Below are 23962 nucleotides of genomic sequence, written 5' to 3'. Positions count from 1 at the left end.
TTTCACTTCAGGTTAACTTAAAGGAATAAAGGATTTGTAGGGAGACTTTTTATGAATAAAAAGTTTATTTATTCAACTCATATTTATATCTTGCTTATCATGTCTACTGGGTTTATGTTGCATGTGTTTATCGTACCTACTGTTTTGACATCAACTCATCGAGATTCATGGGTTACGGTTATTGCCAGTATTCTCCCTTTTCTAGTTTGGACTGGATTAGTTTTTTATTTGTATAAGAAGTTTAATAATGAAGATATTTTGTCTGTAATGTTTAAAGTATTGTATAAACCATTAGCATACATATTATCAGCCATTTTTGTAGCTTACTTTTTATTATCAGCTTTCGTTACCTTTCGTATTACAGTTATTTGGGCAAATATAAACTATACACAAGATATTCCGGATATAGTCGTAGTGGTTTTAATTGCACTGATTTGTTTTTATGCAGCAGTTAAAGGGATTCGTACAATTGGTACAGTGGCATTTTTAATTTTACCACCTGTTGCTTTGTTTGGTTTCATAGTAGGTATTGGGAATGAAAAGAACAAGGATTACGGACAACTATTTCCTATATTCGAAAGAGGATACCAAGATTTTTTTCACGGTTTTATTTATACTTGTTCAGGATTTTTTGAAATCATTTTTATTTTATTTTTAATCTCCTTTCTGAAAGATCAAGTAAAAGTAAAATGGCTAATGATTGTAAGTTTTATATTATTAATGCTAATTTTAGGACCATTAACTGGAGCAATTATGGAATTTGGACCTGTTGAAGCAGAAAAAATGAGAAATCCAGTTTATGAACAATGGAAGCTTTTAACCTTAGGTGAGAATATTACAAGATTGGATTTTTTATCAATTTATCAGTGGTTGTCTGGAGCTTTTATTCGGATTACTTTAAATCTGTACATTGCAAATTACATTATCAACTACAGTGGACGGAAAAAATGGAGTTTACAACTATTATCACTTTTTTTAATAGTAGCGGTAGTGATTCCATGGAACGCATCATCATTTTTTAGCTTTTTACAATCCTACTACTTTCCAATCAATTTAATTTTTTTATTATGTACGATGTTACTATTTTTAGTTATTTCAAAATTAAAAGGTGATTCAGCATGACAAAAGAATCAACAACTTTAGAAAACCTTAATCTATTAGAATTTATGGAGTCTTTTAATCATTCTTCGGATATTGATTTTAGAACGAAATCGTATAAAGAAGGAGAAGACTCACATTTTGTCATCATCATGTTTTGCCCAAATTTAATAGATGGTCAATTTAGCAATCAAATTATTAATGACATATTTAACATAGTCCATAAAGAAGAAAAATTTGATTTTGAGTTATTAAGAAATATAGTCGAAGCTAAAAGGTTAAAAGATGTATCTACAATTAAAAAGGAAGTTGAAGAAAACTTATTTTCAGGAGATTTAGTCATATTTAGTTCATATTTAAATGATGTTTTCTTTATTCCCGTTGCAAATCCTCCCCAACGAAATCCAGAAGAATCAAATTTAGAAAATTCAGTTCGCGGTCCAAGAGACGGATTTGTAGAAAGTATTGCAGTTAATATGGCATTAATACGACAAAGACTTAAGACTTCAACATTAAAGAGTGTCGAATATACAATCGGTGAACGTAGTCGAACGAAAGTTTTATTAGTTTATATGGAAGATATTATTAATCCTGCAATTCTTTCAGATGTTAAACAACGCTTAGGCAATATTAAAAAAGATGTGATTGTAAGTAGCTATGAAATTGAGGAAGCATTATATGACCAAGCTTTCTCGATCTTTCCGCTTTTAGATAATATTGGTAGACCAGATTTCGTCGCACAATCAATAAATCAAGGTAGGTTTGCAGTAATTGTTGATGGGAATCCTTCTTGTTTAATAGGACCGACAAACTTAAATCAACTCGTATATTCTCCTGAGGATATACATGCAAGTTTTTATTATGTCAATATAGTTAGGTATCTTAGAATCATGGCATTCATCACAACGATATTCCTTCCAGGATTTTATATTGCAATGGTTACTTATCATATCGATCAAATACCATATCCATTCCTTGCGACGATTGGTATGTCAAGAAACGGTTTGCCATTTTCAGCTCCGTTAGAAGCCTGTTTAATGTTAGGTTTTTTTGAATTATTTAAAGAAGCAGGGATTCGTTTACCGAAAGCAGTAGGTCAAACTGTAGCCGTATTAGGAGGACTATTTATTGGTGATGCCGCAATTCGCGCGGGACTAACTTCACCTTCAATGCTTGTAGTAGTAGCTTTAACTGTTATTTCAGGCTATACATTAATTAACCAAAATATCTCAGGAAACATTGTAATCCTCCGTTTTTTTATATTATTTTTATCGGCTAGTCTAGGGTTAATTGGTTTTTATACCGGATTTTTTCTAGTTGCAACGATGATTGTTTCGTTAGAAAGTTTTGGTCAACCGTATATTTCAATCCTATCTGTTCCAAGTAAATCTGATTTTTTAAATGTAATAATCAAGTTGCCTCAAAAGTTTAAAATTAAGAGAAATCAATCACTCAATCCAGTTGATGAAGACCGTCAGAAGGAGTGAGAAATAAGATGAAAAAATTACTTATCATTCTATTGTTGATTTTTCAATTGCTCATTTTAACAGGCTGCTGGGGAACACGCACAATTATAGATCAAACATTAGTTACAAGTTTTGGCATTGACTTTAAGGATAATCAGTTTGTTGTCACGATACAAGCACTCAATTTTTCGAATATTGCAAAGCAAGAAACTGGGGCATTACAAGTACCTGCTCCTCCATTAATTGGTCAAGCAACAGGTAAAAGTATACAGTCAGCATTTACTAAATTGGAATCACATTCACCTATACCATTGTATTATGGCCATGTGAATAGTGTCATTTTAAGTAAATCGGTTATGGATAAAAAATTGAAGGAAGTTAATTCCTTTATTAACGGAAAACCACAATTAAGATACACAATGTGGATTTATGGTACTGATCAGGATATTAAAGATATCTTAATGAGTCAAAGCTTCTTTAATTTGCCATTTTTATATACGGTAGTAACGAATCCTGATGATAAAAGTAGAGGAGGATTAATTTTCTTAAGCCTGCAATTTCATCAATATATTTCAAGATACACTCAACCAGTTGGAACTTTATTGATTCCTTCATTAGGGATTGAAGATAAGAAATTTGAAGAAAAAGAATTAGACAAGGTAGCCTACATTAATGGTGCCTACGCAATATCGCAGAAAAAGTTTAATGGGCATGTGAATTTAAAGGAATTAAAATCACTAGATTTTATGGATCAAGAAAATTACAGTTTGCCACTGACACTCGAAAAAGATAAATTAAATTTAGTTGTAAGGAACTCAAAAGGTTCAGTTAAAGTCATAAAAGGAGGTAAGAAGCCTAAGTATATTATTAAAGTAAAAACAGACGTAGCCATCCTACAAAATGAGAACCATTATAGTAGAAAGAAAATGGCTTCTAAAATCAGTAGTAAAATGAAAAGTGAAATTTTAAAGACAGTAAAAAAAGGAGAAGAACTTCATGCAGATCTTCTCAATATTTCAGAAAAGCCTTATCGATTTAATCGAAAAGAATGGGATGTAAAAACGCTGAATGAAGTCGATGCTAAATTAATTAAGGATATTAAAGTTCATGTTCACATTTTAGGTAGTAAATCTTATAAAAGATGAAAAGGGTTAGAAAAGAGAAATAGCGTAAAAAGAAGGTTAGTTTTTAGGAAAAGACCTTCTTTTTTATGCTCATTTTTATTAAAAATGAATTATGATAGAAATGAACTAAATAAAAGGAGAAAGGCTATGACTGAGGGAGTAAAAGATAATTGGTTTCCAGGCCGTTGGTTAAGTGGAATCTCATTAATATTAGGTCCAATTTGTATGCTTACAGGTGTCATTTTAAGAAGTAGATTTTATTTCTTCTTCCCAGATCAGCTTGAAGCATATAAGGCGCATCCAACTTTACTATTTTTATCTTATAGTTTCTTTGTTGCTGGGAACGTCTTATTGTGGCCAGCAGTTATTTCACTTTGTAAATTAATCAGTGCAAAGAAACCAAATTGGGCATTATGGGGAGGGAGTTTTGCGATATTTGGTCTTTTTGCTCGTACTTTTCATGCAGGAGTTGATCATCTAGCTTTTCAACTTGTACGAATTCAAGGTGTTGATTCAGCAACAAAAGTAATGGCGCAATCTTATGGAGCGTTTCATATATTCCATAGCCTATCCCCATTAATTATGTTTGGTTGGATTATTTTAGCCATCGGTTCATATCGAGCTAGAGTACTAGGGTTAATTCGCTCTATAATGTTAGGACTTATGAGTTCGCTGCCACTTGGTGTCTTAAAAGGTACAACCCCATTTTCAATTGTAGCTACATTGGCTCTTTGTATTGCCTTAGTACCACTTGGTATAAGAGTATTAAAGGACGGACCAAGACCTAGTTTGAAGAAAATATTTGGGTCAGTTTTATTATTGATTGTATTGTTAGTAGGTTTATTTGTAATCGGAGAGTTAGGTTAAAATAATCCCTATTTTTTGGGGAAGGGGTGAAGATGTTGATTCTTGTAATTGGTGGAGCTCGTAGTGGAAAGAGTTCTTACGCAGAAAAAAGAATAAAAGAGTTACAAACAAATTCAAATGATGTAGTCTATATTGCTACTGCCATACCATTTGACGGAGATATGAATGAAAGAATTAAAAGACATCAAGATGATCGTCCGATTGATTGGCATACTGTTGAGCGATATAAACAATTTAATCAATTAAAAATGAAAGAAGAATTTATACAATCCAAGTTTGTCATTTTAGATTGTATAACAGTTATGATTACAAATTTAATGTTTGATTTTTATACTGATGTTGATTTTGAGACGATGAATAATGAACAAATAAATAAACTTGAAGTAGATATAGAAAATGAAGTGAACGAGTTGATAGACGTTTGTGATCAGCATGGTAAAACATTGATAATTGTTTCGAATGAGGTAGGATATGGGCTAGTTCCATCTTATCGACTAGGAAGGATTTTTAGAGATATTGCTGGACGTATAAATCAAAAAATTGCTTCAAGAGCAGAAGAAGTTATACTCGTCACAGCTGGTATTCCATTAAGAATAAAGTAGGAGTAACGATATGAATCGATTTAAAATGATCCTCAGTTTCTTTTCAACCATCCCGGTTAAAAATTACGATTTTATTGAAGCCGAACTAGGAAAAGGAATTAGATTGGTTCCATTAGTAGGTGTGTTATATGGTTTAATACTTGTTAGTTTACATAGTGGAATTTCATTTATTTTGGACAAAGAAACGAATGCATTTCTTATTCTACTAGTCTATTTATTCTTAACGGGTGGATTACATTTTGATGGAGTAGCTGACACGTCAGATGGCATTTTTAGTCATCGTTCAAAAGAAAGAATACTAGAAATTATGAAGGATAGTCGCATTGGTGCATTTGGAGTAATTTCCTTAATTATTTTATTTTTAGGAGATTGGTTATTTTTATCAAAGAGTACAACATTTGTTATTTTTTTATTTCCGATTATTGGAAGGTGCTTTGCCTTATTTACATGCAGAATAAGTACTTATGCTAGAAATGAAGGATTTGGAAGTCAATTTATAATTGAAGCTAAAAAATCTAATTCATTGTTTGTTCTAATTATATATGTGTTACTCATTTGTGTAAGCAGTATTTTAATGAATGAAATAGCAATTGTTCTTGCGGTATGTGTCACGTTTATTTTTATTACTTATATTACGAAAAGAATCAATCAAAAACTAGATGGAATTACAGGGGATGTAATTGGATTTACTATTGAAGTTTCCCAATTATGCTTTTTAATTTTTGCTGTGATGGGTGAGAGATTAGTATGAGAATATTTTTAATTAGACATACAGAAAGCATTGGCAATAGACAAAAGGTTTATGCAGGAATGACTGATTTTGATTTAACAGAAAAAGGCTTAAGTCAAATAGGTGGTGTGATTACCCGGTTAACAAAAATGATTGAGCCTACTTCACACTATATTTTGTTTTCTAGTCCACTTCGTAGATGCACTTTATTAAGTGATGCGATTGAAGAATTAATAGGAGAATCAAAAATAGTTGATCGTAGGTTACAGGAAACAAATTTTGGGCTATTTGAAGGGAAATCATATACTGATCTTTTAAATGAAGTTCCTGAAGTTGTAGAAAAGTGGAATGAAGATTTGATTCATTTTCAAATTCCAAATGGGGAAAGCTTAAAACAGTGTGCAGAAAGAGTAAATGCATTTTGTCATGACATTAGATCGAAAAACGAAGATGTAATAGTAGTATCACATGGGGGAATTATGAAGCTATTACTCTTAAATTTACTTCATTTAGATTTAAGTCATTTCTGGAAATTTTATACGAGTAATGGATGTATTATTGAAATTGAGCATAATGATGGTTTTGGATTTTTGAAAAATATCATTCAACTAAATTAAGAGGATGGATAAACTTGAACACAAAAAGAATTGTTTTACTTTCATTATTTATCGCATTAAGTGCAGTACTGTCTAATATAAAAATAGTCTATTCTATCGCATTTGATTCATTGCCGGCTTTTCTGGCTGCTATGTTGATTTCACCGATTGCAGGCGGGATTGTAGGGGCACTAGGTCATCTTCTGACAGCAATTACTTCGGGTTTTCCATTTACAGTACCAGTGCACCTATTTATTGCAATTCAAATGCTTGTGATTGTTTGGATTTTTGGCGTATTATTTAAAAAAATGAATCAATACATTGCAATGGTAGTGGCGATTATTTTAAATGGTCCAGTGGCAACTTTATTAAGTGGTCTATTAATTGCTTATTTGAATCACTCATTTACAGTAAAGACTGTTAGTAGTTTTTTTATCTTAATGGTTGTGCCATTGACTTTAGCTTCAGCGGCCAATATTGTTTTAGCATTTATACTTCAAAAGGTGATGAAACGTGCAAATTTCAAAATATAGGGATTTAACTTTAATGCATATAGATAAGAATCGTTATTTTACAATTGCTTGTGATAGCTGCGGTGGAATTGGGATGAGTGAGCTTGATTTCATAAAAGTTGATGAAGAAATTGTAGGTTATTTAACGGCGAAATTATGCTTAGTTGAAACATTGGCATTTCGCTCTAAGCCTACTGTATTAATTAACACTTTATGTGTAGAAATGAACGGTAGAGGGAAGCGAATAATAAACGGGATTGAAAAAGCGATAAAAGAATATAATGAAGCTAACTTTTATGATGACGACTTAGAAATAAATATTACTGGTAGTACAGAAGAAAATATCCCAACAAGACAAACAGGTTTAGGAATTACTTTAATGGGAGAAATTTATAATCCGTTTAATAGAAAAAAAGTCATTTCAGGTGATGTTGTAATATTAATTGGTTATCCAAAAGTAGGAAATGAAGTATTAGAGGATTTAAATGAAAATAAAAACGAAATCATTAATTTTAATTCATTAAAGCAATTAACAAATTGCGAAGATGTCTCAGATCTATTACCAATCGGTTCAAAAGGCGTTCAATATGAATTGAATCAGTTGATGGAAACACATAATAAAGAGATAAAACGCTTAAATCAACCTATCATCCAGTTACATAAATCAGCCGGTCCAGCGACATGCGCACTAGCAATTATTAAACAGGGTGCTATTGAAGAATTAAAAAGGCAAATCTCACAGCCAATCACTTTATTAGGTGAGATTGTTTAATAGTTTGAAATAAAATGATTGGAGATTAAAAATGGCAGATGCTTTGAAAAATGTATATAACCACAATTTAATTTCAAAAATCGCAAACGAAATCAATACCGTTTATACAGATTTTAATCGTGAAACTTTTATGGATAAAGTATTCAATGAAAGCTGGGAAGAAAAAACATTAAAGGAAAGAATGAGACATATTACGATTTGTTTGGGAGAGACACTTCCCAAAAAGTTTGAAAAATCAATAGAGATTCTAAGTAGTATATTAGAGAAATTTCCAAAGGGCCAATTAAGTAGTATTATTTTTCCCGATTTTGTTGAAGTGTACGGCTTAGATCATTGGGAAAAATCAATAGAAGCCATAGAAATATTCACACAGCACTCAACAGCAGAATTTGCTGTTAGACCGTTCATAGTACAAGATCAAGAACGAATGATGACGCAGATGCTTAAATGGTCTACTCATCCAAATGAACATGTAAGAAGACTAGCAAGTGAAGGATGCCGTCCAAAGTTACCATGGGGGATGGTTCTAAAAAGTCTAAAAAAAGACCCAGCTCCAATTCTTCCTATTCTAGAAAATTTAAAAGAAGACGAGTCATTATATGTTCGCAAAAGTGTAGCGAATAATTTAAACGATATTTCAAAAGATCACCCAACTCTAGTATTAAAGATTGCGAAAGAATGGTATGGTAAAAATCCACATACCAATTGGATTATAAAGCACGCATGTAGAACGCTATTAAAAAAAGGTAATATAGAAGCTTTAACGATTTTTGGATTCCAAACGACAAAAGCAATCCTTATAGACAAATTCCAATTACAATCAGACAAAATTGAAATTGGAGGAGACTTAAACTTTTCATTTGCGATTCATAGTAACGAACCGACTACCACAAAACTTAGAATCGAATTTGCAATTGATTACGTAAAGTCAAAAGGTAACCGTACAAGAAAAATCTTTAAAATATCCGAAAAGACAATTGAAAATGACAAAACATTATCATACAACAAAACACATTCATTCAAAAACTTATCAACAAGAAAACACTATCCAGGTCAACATAGCATCACAATACTAATCAATGGAGTGGAAAGTGGAACTTATGACTTTACGGTAAAATAAAAAAGAGATTCCAATTCTTTTGGAATCTCTTTAAATTTTTTAAATCCAGCTTTCCGATCTTTTCTTCCACTTATCCCTGTCTCTTGTGCATCATCACATCTTCTGTTAATGGAGTGAAGCCAAGTTTTTCTTGTAAAACACTTTTAGGAATTTGTGACTTAGTAATTGTAACTGCTGTAACTTTTCGATTGATGTTTTCATTATGGATGATCGCCATTATATCATAAAAATAAGGTATAGCTGCTTCAGTATAAGCAACAGCTAATATTTCTGAATACCCAGTATCTGGTCGTATTGTCATACCAAAATAGGCAATGACTTGATTTTCTAGCTTACATTCAACTGCATAGTCGAATTCAATTGATCCATAGTACTCATTCATCATGACAATTTGTTCGTTTGTAAGAATTTGTTGCTTCATTTTTAAATCTTTCCAAACATTAAATTGAAATTGATCCTTTATTTCATACGAAAATCCAGGAATACTTTGGAGTGTTTTGATAAGTAGTGGATAATGCGCACCAACTATTTGAGAACGACTAGTAATGTTGAAGCCTTTCGATAAGAAATAGTCTATTTGTTTTGCCCACTGCCCTCTAAATCGCTGTGCAAGTAATTTTCCACCATATTCCTCACTAATAGCAAATTGATAAACTCTTTCAAATAATTCATCTCGCACAGTATCCTCATATTCTGGCAATACCCATGGATAACCTAATGAAACAAATTCACCTTTACCAGAGAAACTCATATAACCAACAAGCTGATCTCCTTCAAAAGCAAAGCATCTAGATTTTTCATTAAATTCAGATTGGTGTTCAAATAATTTTGGAGATAAAGTTGGTTTCCAAGCATATGGTAGAGATTCGGTCATCTTATTCCAAAAATCATACTGCAATTCAAGATCTGTTGGACTCTCATAAAAACGATAATCTATAGTCATATCAGTATCCTTTCCTAAATCGTACTAATATTAATAGTATCAAATTAATTTGGATTTGAATGTTCAAGAATAGTTAATTTTACTTAAAAACAACAGTAACATTTAATAGGGGCAATTAAATTAATATCACATTAATTAAAGTATGATTTTATAGTCAGTCTGTTGCCTATAAAAAGAGCATTGAGTAAAATCAATGCTTTAGACTGCCTGGCAAATTGACTAAAACAATAAAAACCTCAAAATAACACTAAAAAATGGGACTTCACTTTTTGAGCATTTAATACAATCTTCAGTAAAAAAGAGAAACAAAAAACGAGCCCTTTAAAGACACTAATTAAATTTGATTATTCATACGTTATTTATTAGTAATTACATATTTATAGTCCTTAAGGTAACGATATGAAAATGACCTACAGTAGGAGGCACAATATGAGAGCTGTTACATATCAAGGGCATTATAATGTGAAAACGATTAAAGTAGTTTTGAACTCCTTTACATTTATTTAGAGAGAGATCTTATTTTGCTTATAATCTAATTGATTTGAATGCGACATTTTATAGGCCATCACTCCAAATAATACTCCCGCCAATCCTCTGAATATCGTTGAAATAATCATCGCAATATTCATACTGAATGATTCAAGTAAAAAAACACCAAATTGTGGAGCGATGAAGGCAACAATTGAAAGTAAGAAATTATAATTAGCAATATAGGAAGTACGATGTTCTTCTTCAGTAGCCTCTAGTAAGCTATTAAATAATATTAAAACTGTACCAGATACAAAAAATCCTGATGTAAAGTTTACGATAAATAAGTATACATAATTTGTTGATAAAATATTTAAAATAGGTGCAGAGGCCATTCCAATCGAAATCCAAATTAATAATTGAGTATTACTATAACGATTCGCCATTTTTGCCCACCAACGAAAGCTAACGATTTGTGAAAGTTGGTTGCTTACAGTAAATAAACTAATCCAAAAAGCAGTTGCATGAGCAATTCTTATTTGATAAATCGAAAATAAAGACCATGCCATTTGCCACGCGAAATTAAAAAATAGTGCACAAACTAAAAATGTGATATAGGGTTTATACTGAAAAATGTGTTTCGAAAAAGGAGAATAGTGATTAGAAATCTCAATTTTTTGCTTTTCCTCTTTATGTTTCAATATATAAAAAAACTCGATCATTCCAAAAATAAATGCAAATAAAAAAAGTATTTGATATGGAAGGGCACTTTTTGAGCTAATGGATTTCATACATATTCCTGCTACAAGCGTTACAATCATTCCTGTAAAGGTTAGTATTCTGTTTCGATTGCCAAAAAATGTGTTTCGACGGTCTGCTGGAATTAAATCACCAATGAATGCTTGCCAGCCTAAATTTAGAAATGTACCTGGAAAATTCATTAATGCAATTAAAATAACAAAAAACCATGCGATATGCTCTGATTTAATAAATGGAAGAAAAACCATTATTAATAGAAAGAAACGCGTAAAGAAAATGGAGTAAGCAGTGAATTTTCTTTTTTCTTCTAACTTATTAACCATAAAAGCAGCTGGGAGCATTGCGGCCATTCCGACAATTGAAGGTAAGGAAGAAATTAAACCAACTTGATAATTGGTAGCACCTAAAATTGCAATAGCAAACAATATAAAATAGTTATTTGATAAACTGATTGCGATTGTAGATGCAGCTCCATTTTTAATGCTCTGGGATTCATTGTGTAGCACATCTTGTTTACTGTAAATCAACTGACGTTCCTTCTTCCTTTTTATTAATTTCCTAATTTTAAACAAAATTCAAAATAGAATATTTGATTTTAAATTTTTAAATAATTCATTAGAACAATAGCATATTTATTCATTAAATTCTATGTTTTAGAACCAAGTTTTAATGTAAAATAATGGCTTTATTAAGAGTAGGGATTTCCAAAAATTAGTTATTCATTTCAGAATTTAAAAATTGCATTTTATAATAATTTTTAATAAAATAGAATAATCTGTCTGATGTAATAAGAATCATATTTTAAACATATTAAATATTGGAAAGAACATTTTTTAATAGTTAAGCCATACTAATATTAGAATTGACGTAAAAATAATTTATTTATTTCATCGTCAATTTTTTATTGCACTTTAAGAAAGTATAAGTTGGCAGCGATGATGAGTAGTCGACGTAGTAGCCAATTCTAGGAATAAAGTATAAGTGCACCTACGTTTCTGACTTCGCTTTAAAGGCTGGCCAATCGACAAGTTTTCTTTATTTACATATGAACAATATACGGCAAGGAGAAGAGACATATGTTTTCACCAGTTTACAAAGTAAATGATGATGGAGAAATTTACTTAAGTACAAAAGGCTTTTCAGTAACCTACGATCAATTTAAAGAGGATGAACAAGGAAACGCATATGTAATCGTGAAAAGCGATGAAGAACCACTAATTAGAGTAAAACTACTTCTACATAATATTGGTAATGCAAAAACACCAGAATTAGAAGTAAAAAACAAATCTGGATTAGGTCAGGTAGAAATAAGATTACTGCGAGTAAAAATTAAAAAATTTAAAAATGGATGGGGAGCAAAAATTGCTCTATCGAATGGAGAAGTGACGATTAAAGGTGATATACCTAAACACGTCAAGATACAAGTAGTTCGAAAAGTTAAGTTATCGTAACCTTTTTATTTAATAATAATTAATGAATTAGAGTTCCACTATTTTTGTACTTATTATGTTTATACGTTTATTATTTTAAAAAACTAATTTATCGACTAATAGCCTGAGTTCTATATAAGAACTTGGGTTTTCTTTTAATCATCTTGAATAGTTATATATAATTTTGTACAATAAACTTTTATTTTAGAAAAATGAATAATCAACTTAAAATATCAGAATGTAGTATATAAAAAAGGATTTTATGAAGCTTCAATGAATATGTAAAGATTAAAATATAAAAAAATTTTCTAATAGACTTTCAAAATGATAATATTTTAAAAAATGAGTAGTAGGAATAGAATCCCAAATTGAATAAAAATGAATATTTATTGTATATAACTAAACTGTTATTTAAGGATGTGAAAGAAATTAATATTGAAAATATAGAAGCGTTTATACATGTAATACACTATGGTAGCTTTAACAAAGCTGCGGAATCACTTTTTTTGACACAACCAACAGTTACAGCTAGAATTCAATCGTTGGAAAGGGAATTAAATTGTCAACTTTTTCACCGTACTGGTAAGCAAATTAATATCACAGAAGAAGGAAAGCGATTCTTACCGTATGCTCAACAATTAGTTCATATATACGAAAAAGGGAAAATGCATGTAAATCAAAAAAAATCACACAATAATGAATTGAAAATTGGCTGCACAGTATCAGTTTCAAATTATGTAATATCAGAAATTTTGCCAAAGTTATCTCTAAGTAATAAAGAGATACATTATAAAGTCATTACAGGAAAGAGCGATGAATTACTAAATAAAGTGTTAAATAATGAAATTGATATAGGGTTTGTTCGGAAAATAAGTCATCCTAGTTTAAAGTCAATTAAATTATTTGAGGATCCAATAACACTTTATGTATATCAAGGTCATCCGTTTATTTCAAGAGAATCAATTACAATTCAAGATCTTGCTCAAGAGAATCTTATTTTCTTTGAGTGCGGCTCATTGGATTGGCTTAGAATACATCGATTATTTGAAAATCTAGAAGCTCCTCCAAACATAAGAATTCATACTGATAGTTCCGAGATGGCTAAAAAGCTTATTTTAGAACGATTTGGAATTGCATTCTTACCTAGTATTAGTGTGAAAAGAGAAGTTAGTGAAGGATTGCTATATCCAATACATATTGAAGAAACAAAAGGAATTTATCTACAAACAAATATTTTCTGTAATCGTGGAGAATATACAGATTTACTGAATGAAATAGTTGATTTAAGCAAAGAGTTGGTGAAATAACCAACTCTTTTTTTATTAGGAAAGTTAAAGTTTTTTGCAATTTAAATAGTACTAGAGAAAATTCATGAGACTTATTGAGAAAAATGGATAGCAGATATGCTGTATAAGTACAATCATAAACTTAGAATTCGTCTTATTAGTTAATTCAAATATTTAATCGAACGATAGAAAAGTTCTATTGAAAAATCAGTTGACTAAATTTTCTGTCAGTGATAAAGTTTATAACAATTAATTCCAAGTTAACCGATAAGAAATATTGGTTTTGTAAAACGTGAGGAGGGAAAGTTTTGAAGGATATCGTCATTATTTCTGCTAGTTCATCACCAAACTCGAGGTTGAATGGCATACTCCAATTTGTAAAAGAAAAGTGGACTAATGAAGGTATTAAAGTATGCCAAGTAAATATTGGGGATTTGCCAACGGAAGCTTTAATTAAGAGCGATTTTAATAATGAAGAAATTAAAGAAGCCCTTAATAAAATTGAGAAATCGATCGGGGTTGTTATTGCAGGACCAGTCTATAAGGCCTCCTATTCAGGTTTATTAAAAATATTTTTAGACTTAATTCCTCAGAATGGCTTGAAAAATAAAGTTGTCCTTCCTATCTTCATCGGTGGAACAATTGCCCATTTACTCAGTTTAGATTATGCATTAAAACCAGTTCTCTCTGTTCTTGGAGGAAATCATTTTGTTACTGGTGTTTATGCAATTGATGATTGGGTAATAAGAGATTATCAAAATCATTTTTCATTATCTAATGAATTAACAGAGAGATTAAATAAAGCAACTGAAGAATTATCAGAAGAGTTAATTTGGCTAGCAGTAAGACCCTAAAAAAATTATTCAGAAATGAGGAATTGAGAATGAAAAAGTTTGTGATTACACTTGTATCCTTGGCAGTCGTAGTTTTAATCATTACATTTGCTTTAAAAAATAAAGATAAAGAGGCAGCAACAGCTACTAGTTCAAAAGTTCAAAGAATTGTTGTAGGTACTGGTACACAATTTCCAAATGTGTGCTTTATCGATAAAGATGGAAATCTAACTGGTTTTGATGTTGAACTTGTAAAAGAAATTGATAAAAGATTGCCAGAATACAAGTTTGATTTAAAAACATATGAATTTTCGAGCTTATTATTAAGTCTAGATACTAAGAAAATAGATTTTGTTGCTCATGAAATTGAAAAAAATCCAGAACGAGAAGAGAAATATTTATTTAATAAAGAAGCTTATGCACATTGGAAAAATAAAATCGTTGTTGCAAAAGGGAATAATTCAATTCAATCAATCGATGATTTAAAAGGCAAAAAGGTATTAACATCGGCTACAAGTGCAGAAGCACAGATACTTGAAAACTATAATAAAGCACATAATAACGCAATTAAAATTGTTTATCAAAATGGTGGAGCGAATGACACTGTACAACAAATCACGTCAGGGCGAGTAGATGCTACAGTTGCTGCAGATTTTACTTTATCTTTGATTGATCCAAAAGGTGAATTAAAGACAGTTGGTCCAGCTTTAACTGAGGCTGATGTATTATTTGCATTTAGAAAAAATGATGCAAAAGATCAACAATTAGTAGATGCAATTGACGAAGCAATAGTAAAAATAAAAGCTGATGGAACACTTGCTAAGTTAAGTAAACAATGGTTAGGTGCAGATTTTACAAATAATTAAAGCTAAAAACCAAAGGGTGAGAAGGATTGGGTGCTGAATTTAAAGCTGTATTAATAATTGAGTATTTTCTTAAATTACTACCTTTTATAAAGATTTCGTTAATCATTGTTGGGAGCTCTATTTTAGTGGGGTTGGGCATTGGTTTACTTATAGCTCTACCAAGATTGTATAAAGTACCAATTTTTCAAAGAATCTCGCAGGTATATGTTTCGTTTTTTAGAGGAACTCCAATATTAATTCAATTATTTTTAATTTATTATGGTGTACCTGAGATATTGAAACTAATAAAAGTAGACGTTAGTAGAATCGATGTTTTGTATTTTGTTATTTTAACATATGGCTTACACAGTGCAGCCTTTATTTCAGAAGGGATTCGTGCATCAGTTAGTGCCGTAGATCGAGGACAAATTGAAGCAGCATATTCAGTTGGAATGGATAGTTACCAAGCCTTTAAGAGAATCATCGCACCACAAGCTTTTACTATATGGATACCAATATTAGGGAATTTATTAATAGGAACGCTAAAAGATACATCATTAGCGTTTACTTTAGGGGTGATGGAGCTAACTGGTCAGTCACAGACATTAGGATTACTAAATCGCCATTTCATTGAATCCTATCTTGCTCTTGCTATCGTGTATTTTATTTTAAGTGTCTTTCTTGAAAAAGGATTTAACTTATTAGAAAAGCGGTTTGGAAGATATGAAAGTTCTAGTGTTGAAAAGCAAGTAAAATCTCTTAAGATCCGCAATCCATTCGGAAAAGTGAATCGTGATGTCGTTGTTGTGAAGGAGAGTACGAGATTATGAAACTAGATTTCTCATTTATTTGGCAAGCATTTGTACAAATTCTACCAGCCATTCCAACTACACTTTTCATTACTGGTTTGTCAGTCTTTATTGGATTTTTTATAGGAACTTTTACTGCAATTGTTCGGATTTATAAAGTCCCAATTTTGAGTCAAGTTGCATCTGGTTACGTTACGATTATTCGAGGAACGCCAATGATAACGCATTTGTTAATTATTTATTATTCAGTCTCAATGTTACTAGATTCATTTGCTAAACATTATCATTTTGGATTTAACTCATCATCAATACCTATGATGGCTTTTGCAATTATCTCTTTTTCTATTACAGCAGGTGCCTATTTATCTGAGGTGGTTAGAGCTGGAATTACAAGTATCGATCGAGGGCAAATCGAATCTGCTTATTCAGTTGGTATGACAACAACGCAAGCACTTAGACGAATCGTATTTCCACAAGCCTTCGCTGTGAGTTTACCAAATTTATCAAATACATTTATTGGCATGTTACATGGATCAACTTTGGCATTTATTGTTTCTGTTGTGGATATAAACGCAAAGGCACAGATTGTAGCTTCTACAAATTGGAAGTTTTTTGAGGCCTATATTGCAGCTGCATTAATTTTTTGGGGAATCACTTTTTTGATTGAGAGAATGACGGGTTTATTAGAAAAGAGATTTAGCGTCTTTAGTCGAGGTGGAGTGAAATGATTACTTTAACGAATGTAACAAAGTCCTTTGGAAAAAATCATGTGTTAAAAGGTATCGATTTAACTGTTAAGAAGGGGGAGGTCGTTGCAATTCTTGGACCAAGTGGATCAGGAAAAACGACTTTACTTCGTTGCATAAATTTTTTAGAAAAACCAAGTAAAGGGGAAATTGCAATAGACGATTTTAAAGTAGATTTTAGTCAAGCTTCCAAAAACGAAATTCTTTCTTTACGCCAGAAAACAGCTATGGTATTTCAGCAGTTTAATTTATTTAAAAATAAAACAGTTGTTGAAAATGTAATGGAAGGATTAATAGTAGCTAAAAAATGGTCAAAAGAAGCAGCCTACAAAAAAAGCGCTGAATTGCTTGAGAAAGTAGGCTTAGGAAACAAGTTAGATTCTTACCCTGTACAGTTATCAGGTGGACAGCAACAAAGAGTAGGAATTGCTCGTGCTCTTGCATTAAATCCAGAGGTCATTTTATTCGACGAACCAACCTCTGCATTAGACCCTGAATTAGTAGGTGAAGTATTAGCGATTATACGCAAAATAGCAAAAGAAGGAATTACTATGATTATCGTTACACATGAAATGGCATTTGCAAGGGATGTAGCCAATCATGTTGTGTTTATGGACGGCGGCATAATTGTAGAGGAAGGAAATCCAAAAGAAATATTTCAATCTCCTAAAGAAGAAAGAACAATTCAGTTTTTAAAACGATTTTCAGAGGAAGATATGTACTATATTTAAAAAAATGGAGGAAAGAATATGGGACTTAAATATGGTTTCTTAGATCAAAGTGTTATTTTTCCAGGTCAGACTGCAAACGAAGTACTTTTAAATACTATTAATCTAGCAAAGGAAGCAGAAAGATTAGGATTCAATCGATTTTGGGTATCAGAACACCACAACTCACAAGGGATTGCTGGATCATCACCTGAAGTACTTGTATCACATATTCTTGCTAAAACTGAGCGAATTTCTGTCGGTTCAGGTGGAGTTATGTTACAGCACTATAGTCCGTATAAAGTAGCAGAGAACTTTAACGTATTAGCAAATTTATCACCTAATAGGGTAGAGCTTGGCATAGGTAGAGCACCGGGAGGATTTCCAAAATCAAGCCAAGAGCTACAAAAAAACTTGAAAGAACCGCAATCTCTTGAGGAGAAAATCGATGAACTAGAAAATTTTTTATATCAAGAAGCTTCAGAAGTAAGCTCCTTTGATTCTTTACAAGCTTCTCCATTACCACAGATTAGAGTTCCGCTATTTTTATTAGGAACGAGTGCATCAAGTGCAAAATTTGCGGCTGAAAAAGGATACCCTTATGCTTTTGCATTATTCATAAATAATGATCCAATCGCAGCAAAGGAAGCGATCAAAGTTTATCATAGTTCATTTAATCATCAAAATGGTCGGAAACCAAAGTTCATTTTAGCATTGTCTACGATTGTTACTGAAACGGAAGAAGAAGCTCTAAAGCTTTCAAATCAATTTCAAACTGTAAGAGTTACGTTAGGAAATGGTCAAATTGTAAATGTTGGAACACTAGAGCAAGCTGAAGTTTATGCTAAGCAAGCCGGTCAAACCTATACTACGGAAGTTCGAGATGCAGATGTTCTTAATGGAACAAAAGAAACTTTTCAAAAAAGAATTTTTGACTATCAAAGAGAATTCGGGATTGATGAATTTATTTTTACATCATTGATTCCAGATTTTGAACGAAGAGTTCGTTCGCTGCAATTAATTAAAGCGGCTTTTACAGAAATAACCGTGTGAGACAAAAGGTTAGGAGTTGAAGACCATGCAAATTGATATACCAGAAGCACTAATTGAAAAACTAGTCCAAATAAGAAGGAGTTTGCATGCAAATCCAGAGTTAGCATTTGAAGAATATGAAACAACAGCTACACTTGTGCAACTTTTAACAGAGTATAATATTCGAATCCTTCCATTGCCTTTACAAACGGGACTTGTTGCAGAAATCGGTAATGAAAATAACGGACCTACAATTGCAATTAGAGCAGACATCGATGCACTCCCAATTCAAGAGGAAACTGGATTATCTTATTCATCAAGAATTCCTAATAAAATGCACGCCTGTGGACATGATTTTCATACAGTAGCAATTCTAGGTACAGCAATTTTATTGAAAAAAATTGAAAAAGAGCTATCTGGGAAAGTTCAGATCATTTTTCAACCTGCAGAAGAAATTGGAAAAGGTGCATTAGAAATTATTAAAACAAATGTATTAAAGGATACAAAAGTGATTATTGGCATGCACAATAAACCTGATTTACCAACTGGAACCATAGGAATAAAGAAAGGTCCCTTAATGGCATCTGCTGATGGATTTACTGTTGAAATAAATGGGAAATCAAGTCATGCCGCAGTGCCAGAAGCAGGCTTGGATTCTATTCTATCGGCATCACATATCATTACTTCACTTCAATCGATTGTCAGTCGTAATATTAGCCCGCTTGAAAGTGCAGTAGTAAGCGTAACGAAATTTCATAGTGGAAGAGCATCGAATGTGATTGCAGACAAAGCGGTTTTTAGTGGCACGGTTCGCACTTTTAATAAGAAAGTAAGGCAGACCATCCAAGACCGATTAGATGAAATTTGTAAGTCCATTGGAGGTGCATTTAACACGGATGTTCATACTATTTGGAATGCGGGTCCACCTACTGTCACAAATGATGAAAAGCTAGCCCGACTTGCACGGGATATTGCAATCAAACAAGGTTTAAATGTAATTGAGCCAAAAGTTTCAGCTGCTAGTGAAGATTTTTCCTACTATTTAGAAGAAATTCCAGGTTTATTCGTATTTTTTGGTACTTCAGGAAAACACGAGTGGCATCACCCTCAGTTTGACCTTGATGAGAGTGCAATTTTGTTAAGCGTTAGATTTTTTACAGATTTTTCGATCACGATTCTGGATGAACTTTCTAAAAAAGTAGTTAATATAGGAGGAAACAAATGAGTACTCTATCAATTGAATTAAGTAACTATAGTCAACTTTATGAATTATTACATCAAAAAACATTCAACTTAACAAAAGAGAAACTGCATTGGAAGAAAAATGATAAATCATGGAGTATTGCAGAAGTATTAACACATTTATTAGATCATCAGTTTGTAGTGAACTTCAGACTAAGGGAAGTATTAGCAGGATCAAGTGTTCAATTACCTGCTTTTAATCAAGATGAATGGATTAAAGGGCAATATGCAAATGATGGAGATGTTTCTGATGTCCTAGAAACATATCGTATTAATTTACATTATAATAATCAATTACTTAAACGATTAACAAGTGATGATTGGAAGAAAAGTGGAACAAATGCTCAAAATGTAATTGTTACAGTTGAAGAAATTATTAAGTCTTTTATCTCACATGTTCATCTTCATTTGAAACAAATACAACGTATTTTGTATGAGTACAGTTTAGTTTAAATGAGGAGGTAAATTATGTCTTCAAACCGCTTAATTATTAGAGAGTCTAAGCCGGATGAATTAGATAAAATTAAAAAAGTGTTAATAGAAGCATATGAACAATATGCTGCTATTCTTTCTAAAGAACAGTGGGAAAACTATAAAAATAGCATTATTGATGCAACTGAAAAGAGTAAAACAAAGACAAAACTTGTTGCGATTGCAGATAATGTTCTACTAGGAGCTTGTTTTATCTATGATTCTGCTGAAAAGGCATATGGTTTAACTGATCTAGAAATTGATTATCCTATTATCCGGTTGATTGGCGTTTCTCCTAAAGCAAGAGGATTAGGAATTGCGACAGAACTAATTAGAGCAAGCTGCAATCTTTCATTAGAATGGGGATCGGATCGAATCGTTCTTCACACATCCGATATGATGCAATCTGCTATTAGATTATATGAGAAATTAGGCTTTAAACGGGCTAAACAATATGAATTTATGAATGGAAATATTCTTGTTAAAAGCTACGAACTGAATATTAACAATACAGCAATATTAACAAATTAATGGAGGGAAATAGAATGACTAAACGAAAAAAACTAAAGCTAGGAGCACTAGTACATGGGGTAGGAGGCAGCATGTCTGGCTGGCGACATCCGGAAGTTCAAACAGATGCAAGTGTAAATCTTTCCTACTATCAAGAGCAAGTGAATATTGCTGAAAATGGAAAATTTGATTTAGTTTTTATTGCAGATGGTTTATATATTACAGAAAAATCAATTCCGCATTTTTTAAATCGTTTTGAACCAATTACAATATTATCTGCACTAGCAGCTGTTACAAAGAATATTGGCTTAGTCGGCACTCTATCAACTACCTATAGTGAACCATTTACTGTAGCAAGACAATTTATGTCAATTGATCATATTAGTAATGGCCGTGCAGGATGGAATCTAGTTACTTCACCACTCGAAGGTTCTGCTAAAAACTATAGTAGAAACTTACATCCTACACATGGTGATCGATATAAAATTGCAGAAGAACACTTAGAAGTAACAAGAGGTCTATGGGATTCTTGGGAAGATGACGCATTTATCCGAGATAAAGAATCAGGTGTGTTTTTTGATTCGAAAAAACTACACAGATTAAATTATGAAGGCAAATATTTTCAAGTAGAAGGCCCTCTTAATATAGGACGCTCTAAGCAAGGCCAACCAGTTGTATTTCAAGCTGGATCTTCAGAAAGTGGTAAGGAATTAGCTGCAAAAGCAGCTGACGCAGTGTTTACTGGTCATGATAATATAGAAGAAGCTAAGCAATTTTATAAAGATGTAAAGGATCGTGCAGTAGCATACGGCAGATCAAAAGATGATATTGTTATATTCCCTGGCATTGCTCCAATAGTTGGTCAAACCGAAGAGGAAGCAGAGCAAAAATATTTAGATCTTGTTAATTTAACAAGTATTGAAAATGCATTGGATTACTTAGGTCGTTACTTTGAGCATCATGACTTTTCTCAATATCCGTTAGATGAACCATTCCCGGATCTTGGCGATTTAGGGAAAAATAGTTTTAGAAGTAATACGGATAAGATTAAAAAAGAAGCGAAAGAAAAAGGGTTAACTCTTAGACAAGTAGCTTTACAGGCAGCTACTCCTAGAAGTGCTTTTATTGGGACACCTGAAAAAATTGCCAATCTAATTCAAGAATGGTATGAACAAGAGGCAGCTGACGGTCTAATGATTTACTCCGCAATTCCAAGTGCGTTAAAGGATTTTACGGAACAGGTCATTCCAATATTACAAGAAAGAGGAATCTATCGTACAGAATATGAATCTTCTACTTTGAGAGGAAATTTAGGTTTGCAAGTCCCTGAAAATCGTTATATTTCTAATCTAGTTAAAAATTAATATCAAAAATTAATTGAAAATCTCAAAAACCATCTAAACAAAGATGGTTTTTTTTCTTTATAGTAGTCATTTAATAGCAAGCTAATAGGATTTTTAACAAAAAAGTAGTGATTTAAGTTTTTAAGTAAAAATTAAGGATTCTATTACATAATTTAATTATTCAAATAAAAGGAGAGAGAAATAAGATGGACAATTTAGAATCAAGCTTAGTAGAAAAAAACCAAAAGTCGAATTTGAAAAATCGTACTACAGGTGGTTTTTCTCCTAAAGTCATCTCAATTTTATTAATCGTAAATTTAGTAATTGGAAATTTTACTTTGGTAGGTGTAGGCTATTTAAGCTATAAAAATAATAACCGTACCAATATGATGAGAAATTTCCAAAATGGAAAAGGTGGATTTGGCGGTTTTCCACAAAACGGAGGCGGCGGTTTTAATCAACAACCACCATCAGGTAGCAGCAATTAAGAAGAGGATCTTGATCAAAAAACATGGTGAAAAATTTTTGCTATTTTGGAAAGACTTTATGAAGGCACCTAAACTATTTTTGATTGCGTGAAAAACAAAATTGCTATTGGTTCTATATACCCTAGAGTAGAAAACGAGAAAATCATTAAATTTGCTAAAGCAAATTAAAGTACTTTATCAGTTCAGTTTTTGAAATTATTAAAATAAACAATTGTTAATTATACAGATATTTTATTACGACCTTTAATTGAATAATCTTATAAAGCGTTTTGGTGGTATGATAGGAGTAAGTCTAGAGAGAATTACTGTAAAATATAGTTTAGTATAACGATCGCATTTCTCTTTTAGTAGACGGTATTTTCGGGTATTCCTTTCTTATAAAGCTTTATATATGAAACCAATTCAGCATTAAGTTTTGAATAAAAGAAAAGGAGCGTTGCATTAAAAGGAACGCTTCTTTTTTAGTCTATGGAGGCAATAAAAGTGAGAATATTAGTTGTTGAAGATCATATAGAAGTATTAAATTCAATCGTAGAATTATTATCGAGCGATTTTAAAGTAGATAAAGCATTAGAAGGTGAAGAAGGCTTTTTCCTAGCTATGCAAAATATATATGATGTGATTGTATTAGATGTAATGCTGCCTGAGAAAAATGGTTTTGAGATTGTTAAGGACTTGAGAAAAGAAGGGATACATACTCCAGTACTATTTCTAACTGCAAAAGATTCATTAGAAGATCGTGTTGAAGGATTAAACTTAGGTGCAGACGATTATTTAGTAAAACCATTTCAAGGTCCTGAGTTACTAGCAAGAATATATGCATTACTTAGAAGAAGTGGGAAATTAACAATTGATAGTTCATTGAAATATCAAGGAATCATTTTAAAAGGAAAAGAGCATCCTGTTGAAATCAATAATGAAACGATTCATTTAACAATCAAACAATATGAACTACTAGAATACTTCATTCAAAACCAAGGTAAGATTTTAATGAAAGAACAAATTTTTGATAGAATTTGGGGATTTGATTCTGATACCACTGTTGCGATCGTTGAAGTATATGTACATCAACTCCGAAAAAAGCTAGAGCCATTTAATTATGGTAGTATGATAAAGACTGTCAGAGGAATCGGATATATTATGAAAGATGACTAGGTGAAGAG

Annotated in this window: 26 protein-coding genes; 24 read left to right on the top strand and 2 right to left on the bottom strand. The window is 31.8% G+C overall.

The window, feature by feature from the left end; translation table 11 throughout:
- The first annotated feature begins 51 nt into the window (after nucleotides 1-51).
- The 10 genes from ACFVR2_RS18150 to ACFVR2_RS18105 all read left to right on the top strand — a co-directional run bounded on the left by ACFVR2_RS18150 (nucleotide 52) and on the right by ACFVR2_RS18105 (nucleotide 8887).
- Nucleotides 52-1122 (top strand): GerAB/ArcD/ProY family transporter, encoded by a 1071-nt coding sequence (locus ACFVR2_RS18150; RefSeq protein ID WP_387364737.1) that lies wholly within the window; start codon nucleotides 52-54, stop codon nucleotides 1120-1122.
- A complete protein-coding gene (locus tag ACFVR2_RS18145; RefSeq protein WP_387364734.1) occupies nucleotides 1119-2585 on the top strand; it encodes a spore germination protein in 1467 nt (488 codons plus the stop codon). Before ACFVR2_RS18150 ends, ACFVR2_RS18145 begins: the two co-directional genes overlap by 4 nt.
- Nucleotides 2586-2593: 8 nt before the next feature.
- Nucleotides 2594-3709: a Ger(x)C family spore germination protein gene (locus tag ACFVR2_RS18140; protein WP_387364731.1), complete on the top strand. Its 1116-nt coding sequence runs from the start codon at nucleotides 2594-2596 to the stop codon at nucleotides 3707-3709.
- A gap of 126 nt (nucleotides 3710-3835) precedes the next feature.
- A complete protein-coding gene (locus ACFVR2_RS18135) occupies nucleotides 3836-4555 on the top strand; it encodes a hypothetical protein (protein ID WP_387364728.1) in 720 nt (239 codons plus the stop codon).
- 32 nt (nucleotides 4556-4587) lie between these two features.
- The gene (cobU, locus tag ACFVR2_RS18130) at nucleotides 4588-5157 is read left to right on the top strand and encodes a bifunctional adenosylcobinamide kinase/adenosylcobinamide-phosphate guanylyltransferase (protein WP_387364725.1); all 570 of its coding nucleotides are present in this window, start codon (nucleotides 4588-4590) and stop codon (nucleotides 5155-5157) included.
- 10 nt (nucleotides 5158-5167) lie between these two features.
- Nucleotides 5168-5908 carry an adenosylcobinamide-GDP ribazoletransferase gene (gene cobS / locus ACFVR2_RS18125; protein ID WP_387364722.1) on the top strand — a complete coding sequence of 247 codons (741 nt, stop codon included), beginning with the start codon at nucleotides 5168-5170 and terminating at the stop codon, nucleotides 5906-5908.
- The gene (locus ACFVR2_RS18120) at nucleotides 5905-6504 is read left to right on the top strand and encodes a histidine phosphatase family protein (RefSeq protein ID WP_387364718.1); all 600 of its coding nucleotides are present in this window, start codon (nucleotides 5905-5907) and stop codon (nucleotides 6502-6504) included. Before cobS ends, ACFVR2_RS18120 begins: the two co-directional genes overlap by 4 nt.
- Nucleotides 6505-6518: 14 nt before the next feature.
- Nucleotides 6519-7016, top strand: coding sequence for an ECF transporter S component (locus ACFVR2_RS18115; protein ID WP_387364715.1), 498 nt, complete (start codon nucleotides 6519-6521; stop codon nucleotides 7014-7016).
- Complete coding sequence (locus ACFVR2_RS18110) at nucleotides 6997-7767, top strand: hypothetical protein (RefSeq protein ID WP_387364712.1); 771 nt, start codon at nucleotides 6997-6999, stop codon at nucleotides 7765-7767. The genes ACFVR2_RS18115 and ACFVR2_RS18110 overlap by 20 nt, the downstream gene beginning before the upstream one ends.
- Nucleotides 7768-7798: 31 nt before the next feature.
- The gene (locus ACFVR2_RS18105; protein ID WP_387364709.1) at nucleotides 7799-8887 is read left to right on the top strand and encodes a DNA alkylation repair protein; all 1089 of its coding nucleotides are present in this window, start codon (nucleotides 7799-7801) and stop codon (nucleotides 8885-8887) included.
- Nucleotides 8888-8957: 70 nt separating this feature from the next.
- On the opposite strand, the gene ACFVR2_RS18100 is transcribed toward ACFVR2_RS18105, so the two are convergent.
- Both ACFVR2_RS18100 and ACFVR2_RS18095 read right to left on the bottom strand, forming a co-directional pair.
- Entirely contained in the window at nucleotides 8958-9830 is an 873-nt protein-coding gene (locus ACFVR2_RS18100; protein WP_387364706.1) for a hypothetical protein, read from the bottom strand.
- Nucleotides 9831-10333: 503 nt separating this feature from the next.
- Nucleotides 10334-11584, bottom strand: a complete 1251-nt coding sequence (locus ACFVR2_RS18095) for an MFS transporter (RefSeq protein ID WP_387364703.1) — start codon at nucleotides 11582-11584, stop codon at nucleotides 10334-10336.
- Nucleotides 11585-12133: 549 nt separating this feature from the next.
- Between ACFVR2_RS18095 and ACFVR2_RS18090 the strand changes: the two genes are divergently transcribed.
- From ACFVR2_RS18090 to ACFVR2_RS18025, 14 genes are all read left to right on the top strand, one after another.
- Nucleotides 12134-12508, top strand: coding sequence for a hypothetical protein (locus ACFVR2_RS18090; protein WP_056471423.1), 375 nt, complete (start codon nucleotides 12134-12136; stop codon nucleotides 12506-12508).
- A gap of 407 nt (nucleotides 12509-12915) precedes the next feature.
- Complete coding sequence (locus ACFVR2_RS18085) at nucleotides 12916-13794, top strand: LysR family transcriptional regulator (RefSeq protein ID WP_387365080.1); 879 nt, start codon at nucleotides 12916-12918, stop codon at nucleotides 13792-13794.
- Between the two features lie 287 nt (nucleotides 13795-14081).
- Nucleotides 14082-14627 (top strand): NADPH-dependent FMN reductase, encoded by a 546-nt coding sequence (gene ssuE / locus ACFVR2_RS18080; RefSeq protein WP_387364699.1) that lies wholly within the window; start codon nucleotides 14082-14084, stop codon nucleotides 14625-14627.
- Nucleotides 14628-14656: 29 nt separating this feature from the next.
- Nucleotides 14657-15472 (top strand): transporter substrate-binding domain-containing protein, encoded by an 816-nt coding sequence (locus ACFVR2_RS18075; RefSeq protein ID WP_387364696.1) that lies wholly within the window; start codon nucleotides 14657-14659, stop codon nucleotides 15470-15472.
- Nucleotides 15473-15498: 26 nt separating this feature from the next.
- On the top strand, nucleotides 15499-16281 hold the full coding sequence (locus ACFVR2_RS18070) for an amino acid ABC transporter permease (protein ID WP_335473315.1): 783 nt from the start codon (nucleotides 15499-15501) through the stop codon (nucleotides 16279-16281).
- Nucleotides 16278-16988, top strand: a complete 711-nt coding sequence (locus ACFVR2_RS18065; RefSeq protein WP_387364693.1) for an amino acid ABC transporter permease — start codon at nucleotides 16278-16280, stop codon at nucleotides 16986-16988. The genes ACFVR2_RS18070 and ACFVR2_RS18065 overlap by 4 nt, the downstream gene beginning before the upstream one ends.
- The gene (locus ACFVR2_RS18060) at nucleotides 16985-17737 is read left to right on the top strand and encodes an amino acid ABC transporter ATP-binding protein (protein ID WP_387364690.1); all 753 of its coding nucleotides are present in this window, start codon (nucleotides 16985-16987) and stop codon (nucleotides 17735-17737) included. The genes ACFVR2_RS18065 and ACFVR2_RS18060 overlap by 4 nt, the downstream gene beginning before the upstream one ends.
- 18 nt (nucleotides 17738-17755) lie before the next feature.
- A complete protein-coding gene (locus ACFVR2_RS18055; protein WP_387364687.1) occupies nucleotides 17756-18766 on the top strand; it encodes an LLM class flavin-dependent oxidoreductase in 1011 nt (336 codons plus the stop codon).
- Between the two features lie 25 nt (nucleotides 18767-18791).
- Nucleotides 18792-19970: an amidohydrolase gene (locus ACFVR2_RS18050; protein WP_387364684.1), complete on the top strand. Its 1179-nt coding sequence runs from the start codon at nucleotides 18792-18794 to the stop codon at nucleotides 19968-19970.
- On the top strand, nucleotides 19967-20440 hold the full coding sequence (locus tag ACFVR2_RS18045; protein WP_335473320.1) for a DinB family protein: 474 nt from the start codon (nucleotides 19967-19969) through the stop codon (nucleotides 20438-20440). Before ACFVR2_RS18050 ends, ACFVR2_RS18045 begins: the two co-directional genes overlap by 4 nt.
- 15 nt (nucleotides 20441-20455) lie before the next feature.
- Nucleotides 20456-20989, top strand: coding sequence for a GNAT family N-acetyltransferase (locus ACFVR2_RS18040; RefSeq protein WP_387364681.1), 534 nt, complete (start codon nucleotides 20456-20458; stop codon nucleotides 20987-20989).
- Nucleotides 20990-21003: 14 nt separating this feature from the next.
- Nucleotides 21004-22332: an LLM class flavin-dependent oxidoreductase gene (locus ACFVR2_RS18035; protein WP_387364679.1), complete on the top strand. Its 1329-nt coding sequence runs from the start codon at nucleotides 21004-21006 to the stop codon at nucleotides 22330-22332.
- 185 nt (nucleotides 22333-22517) lie between these two features.
- Complete coding sequence (locus tag ACFVR2_RS18030) at nucleotides 22518-22799, top strand: hypothetical protein (protein WP_387364676.1); 282 nt, start codon at nucleotides 22518-22520, stop codon at nucleotides 22797-22799.
- 483 nt (nucleotides 22800-23282) lie between these two features.
- Nucleotides 23283-23954, top strand: a complete 672-nt coding sequence (locus ACFVR2_RS18025) for a response regulator transcription factor (RefSeq protein ID WP_387364673.1) — start codon at nucleotides 23283-23285, stop codon at nucleotides 23952-23954.
- Nucleotides 23955-23962 lie beyond the last annotated feature (8 nt).

The organism is Gottfriedia sp. NPDC057991 (assembly GCF_042886615.1).
Lineage (GTDB): Bacteria > Bacillota > Bacilli > Bacillales > Bacillaceae_G > Gottfriedia.
Note: the sequence above shows the minus strand (reverse complement) of the source record. Positions and strands in the feature narration are given on the sequence as shown.

Excerpts from the sequence above, each read along its gene's own strand:
- ACFVR2_RS18075 (WP_387364696.1), top strand. The coding sequence starts at position 14,657 with ATGAAAAAGTTTGTGATTACACTTGTATCCTTGGCAGTCGTAGTTTTA.
- ACFVR2_RS18035 (WP_387364679.1), top strand. The coding sequence starts at position 21,004 with ATGACTAAACGAAAAAAACTAAAGCTAGGAGCACTAGTACATGGGGTA.
- ACFVR2_RS18055 (WP_387364687.1), top strand. The coding sequence starts at position 17,756 with ATGGGACTTAAATATGGTTTCTTAGATCAAAGTGTTATTTTTCCAGGT.
- ACFVR2_RS18040 (WP_387364681.1), top strand. The coding sequence starts at position 20,456 with ATGTCTTCAAACCGCTTAATTATTAGAGAGTCTAAGCCGGATGAATTA.
- ACFVR2_RS18145 (WP_387364734.1), top strand. The coding sequence starts at position 1,119 with ATGACAAAAGAATCAACAACTTTAGAAAACCTTAATCTATTAGAATTT.
- ACFVR2_RS18050 (WP_387364684.1), top strand. The coding sequence starts at position 18,792 with ATGCAAATTGATATACCAGAAGCACTAATTGAAAAACTAGTCCAAATA.
- ACFVR2_RS18030 (WP_387364676.1), top strand. The coding sequence starts at position 22,518 with ATGGACAATTTAGAATCAAGCTTAGTAGAAAAAAACCAAAAGTCGAAT.
- ACFVR2_RS18045 (WP_335473320.1), top strand. The coding sequence starts at position 19,967 with ATGAGTACTCTATCAATTGAATTAAGTAACTATAGTCAACTTTATGAA.
- ACFVR2_RS18120 (WP_387364718.1), top strand. The coding sequence starts at position 5,905 with ATGAGAATATTTTTAATTAGACATACAGAAAGCATTGGCAATAGACAA.
- ACFVR2_RS18060 (WP_387364690.1), top strand. The coding sequence starts at position 16,985 with ATGATTACTTTAACGAATGTAACAAAGTCCTTTGGAAAAAATCATGTG.
- ACFVR2_RS18150 (WP_387364737.1), top strand. The coding sequence starts at position 52 with ATGAATAAAAAGTTTATTTATTCAACTCATATTTATATCTTGCTTATC.
- ACFVR2_RS18065 (WP_387364693.1), top strand. The coding sequence starts at position 16,278 with ATGAAACTAGATTTCTCATTTATTTGGCAAGCATTTGTACAAATTCTA.
- ACFVR2_RS18140 (WP_387364731.1), top strand. The coding sequence starts at position 2,594 with ATGAAAAAATTACTTATCATTCTATTGTTGATTTTTCAATTGCTCATT.
- ACFVR2_RS18105 (WP_387364709.1), top strand. The coding sequence starts at position 7,799 with ATGGCAGATGCTTTGAAAAATGTATATAACCACAATTTAATTTCAAAA.
- ACFVR2_RS18135 (WP_387364728.1), top strand. The coding sequence starts at position 3,836 with ATGACTGAGGGAGTAAAAGATAATTGGTTTCCAGGCCGTTGGTTAAGT.
- cobU (WP_387364725.1), top strand. The coding sequence starts at position 4,588 with ATGTTGATTCTTGTAATTGGTGGAGCTCGTAGTGGAAAGAGTTCTTAC.
- cobS (WP_387364722.1), top strand. The coding sequence starts at position 5,168 with ATGAATCGATTTAAAATGATCCTCAGTTTCTTTTCAACCATCCCGGTT.
- ACFVR2_RS18090 (WP_056471423.1), top strand. The coding sequence starts at position 12,134 with ATGTTTTCACCAGTTTACAAAGTAAATGATGATGGAGAAATTTACTTA.
- ACFVR2_RS18100 (WP_387364706.1), bottom strand. The coding sequence starts at position 9,830 with ATGACTATAGATTATCGTTTTTATGAGAGTCCAACAGATCTTGAATTG.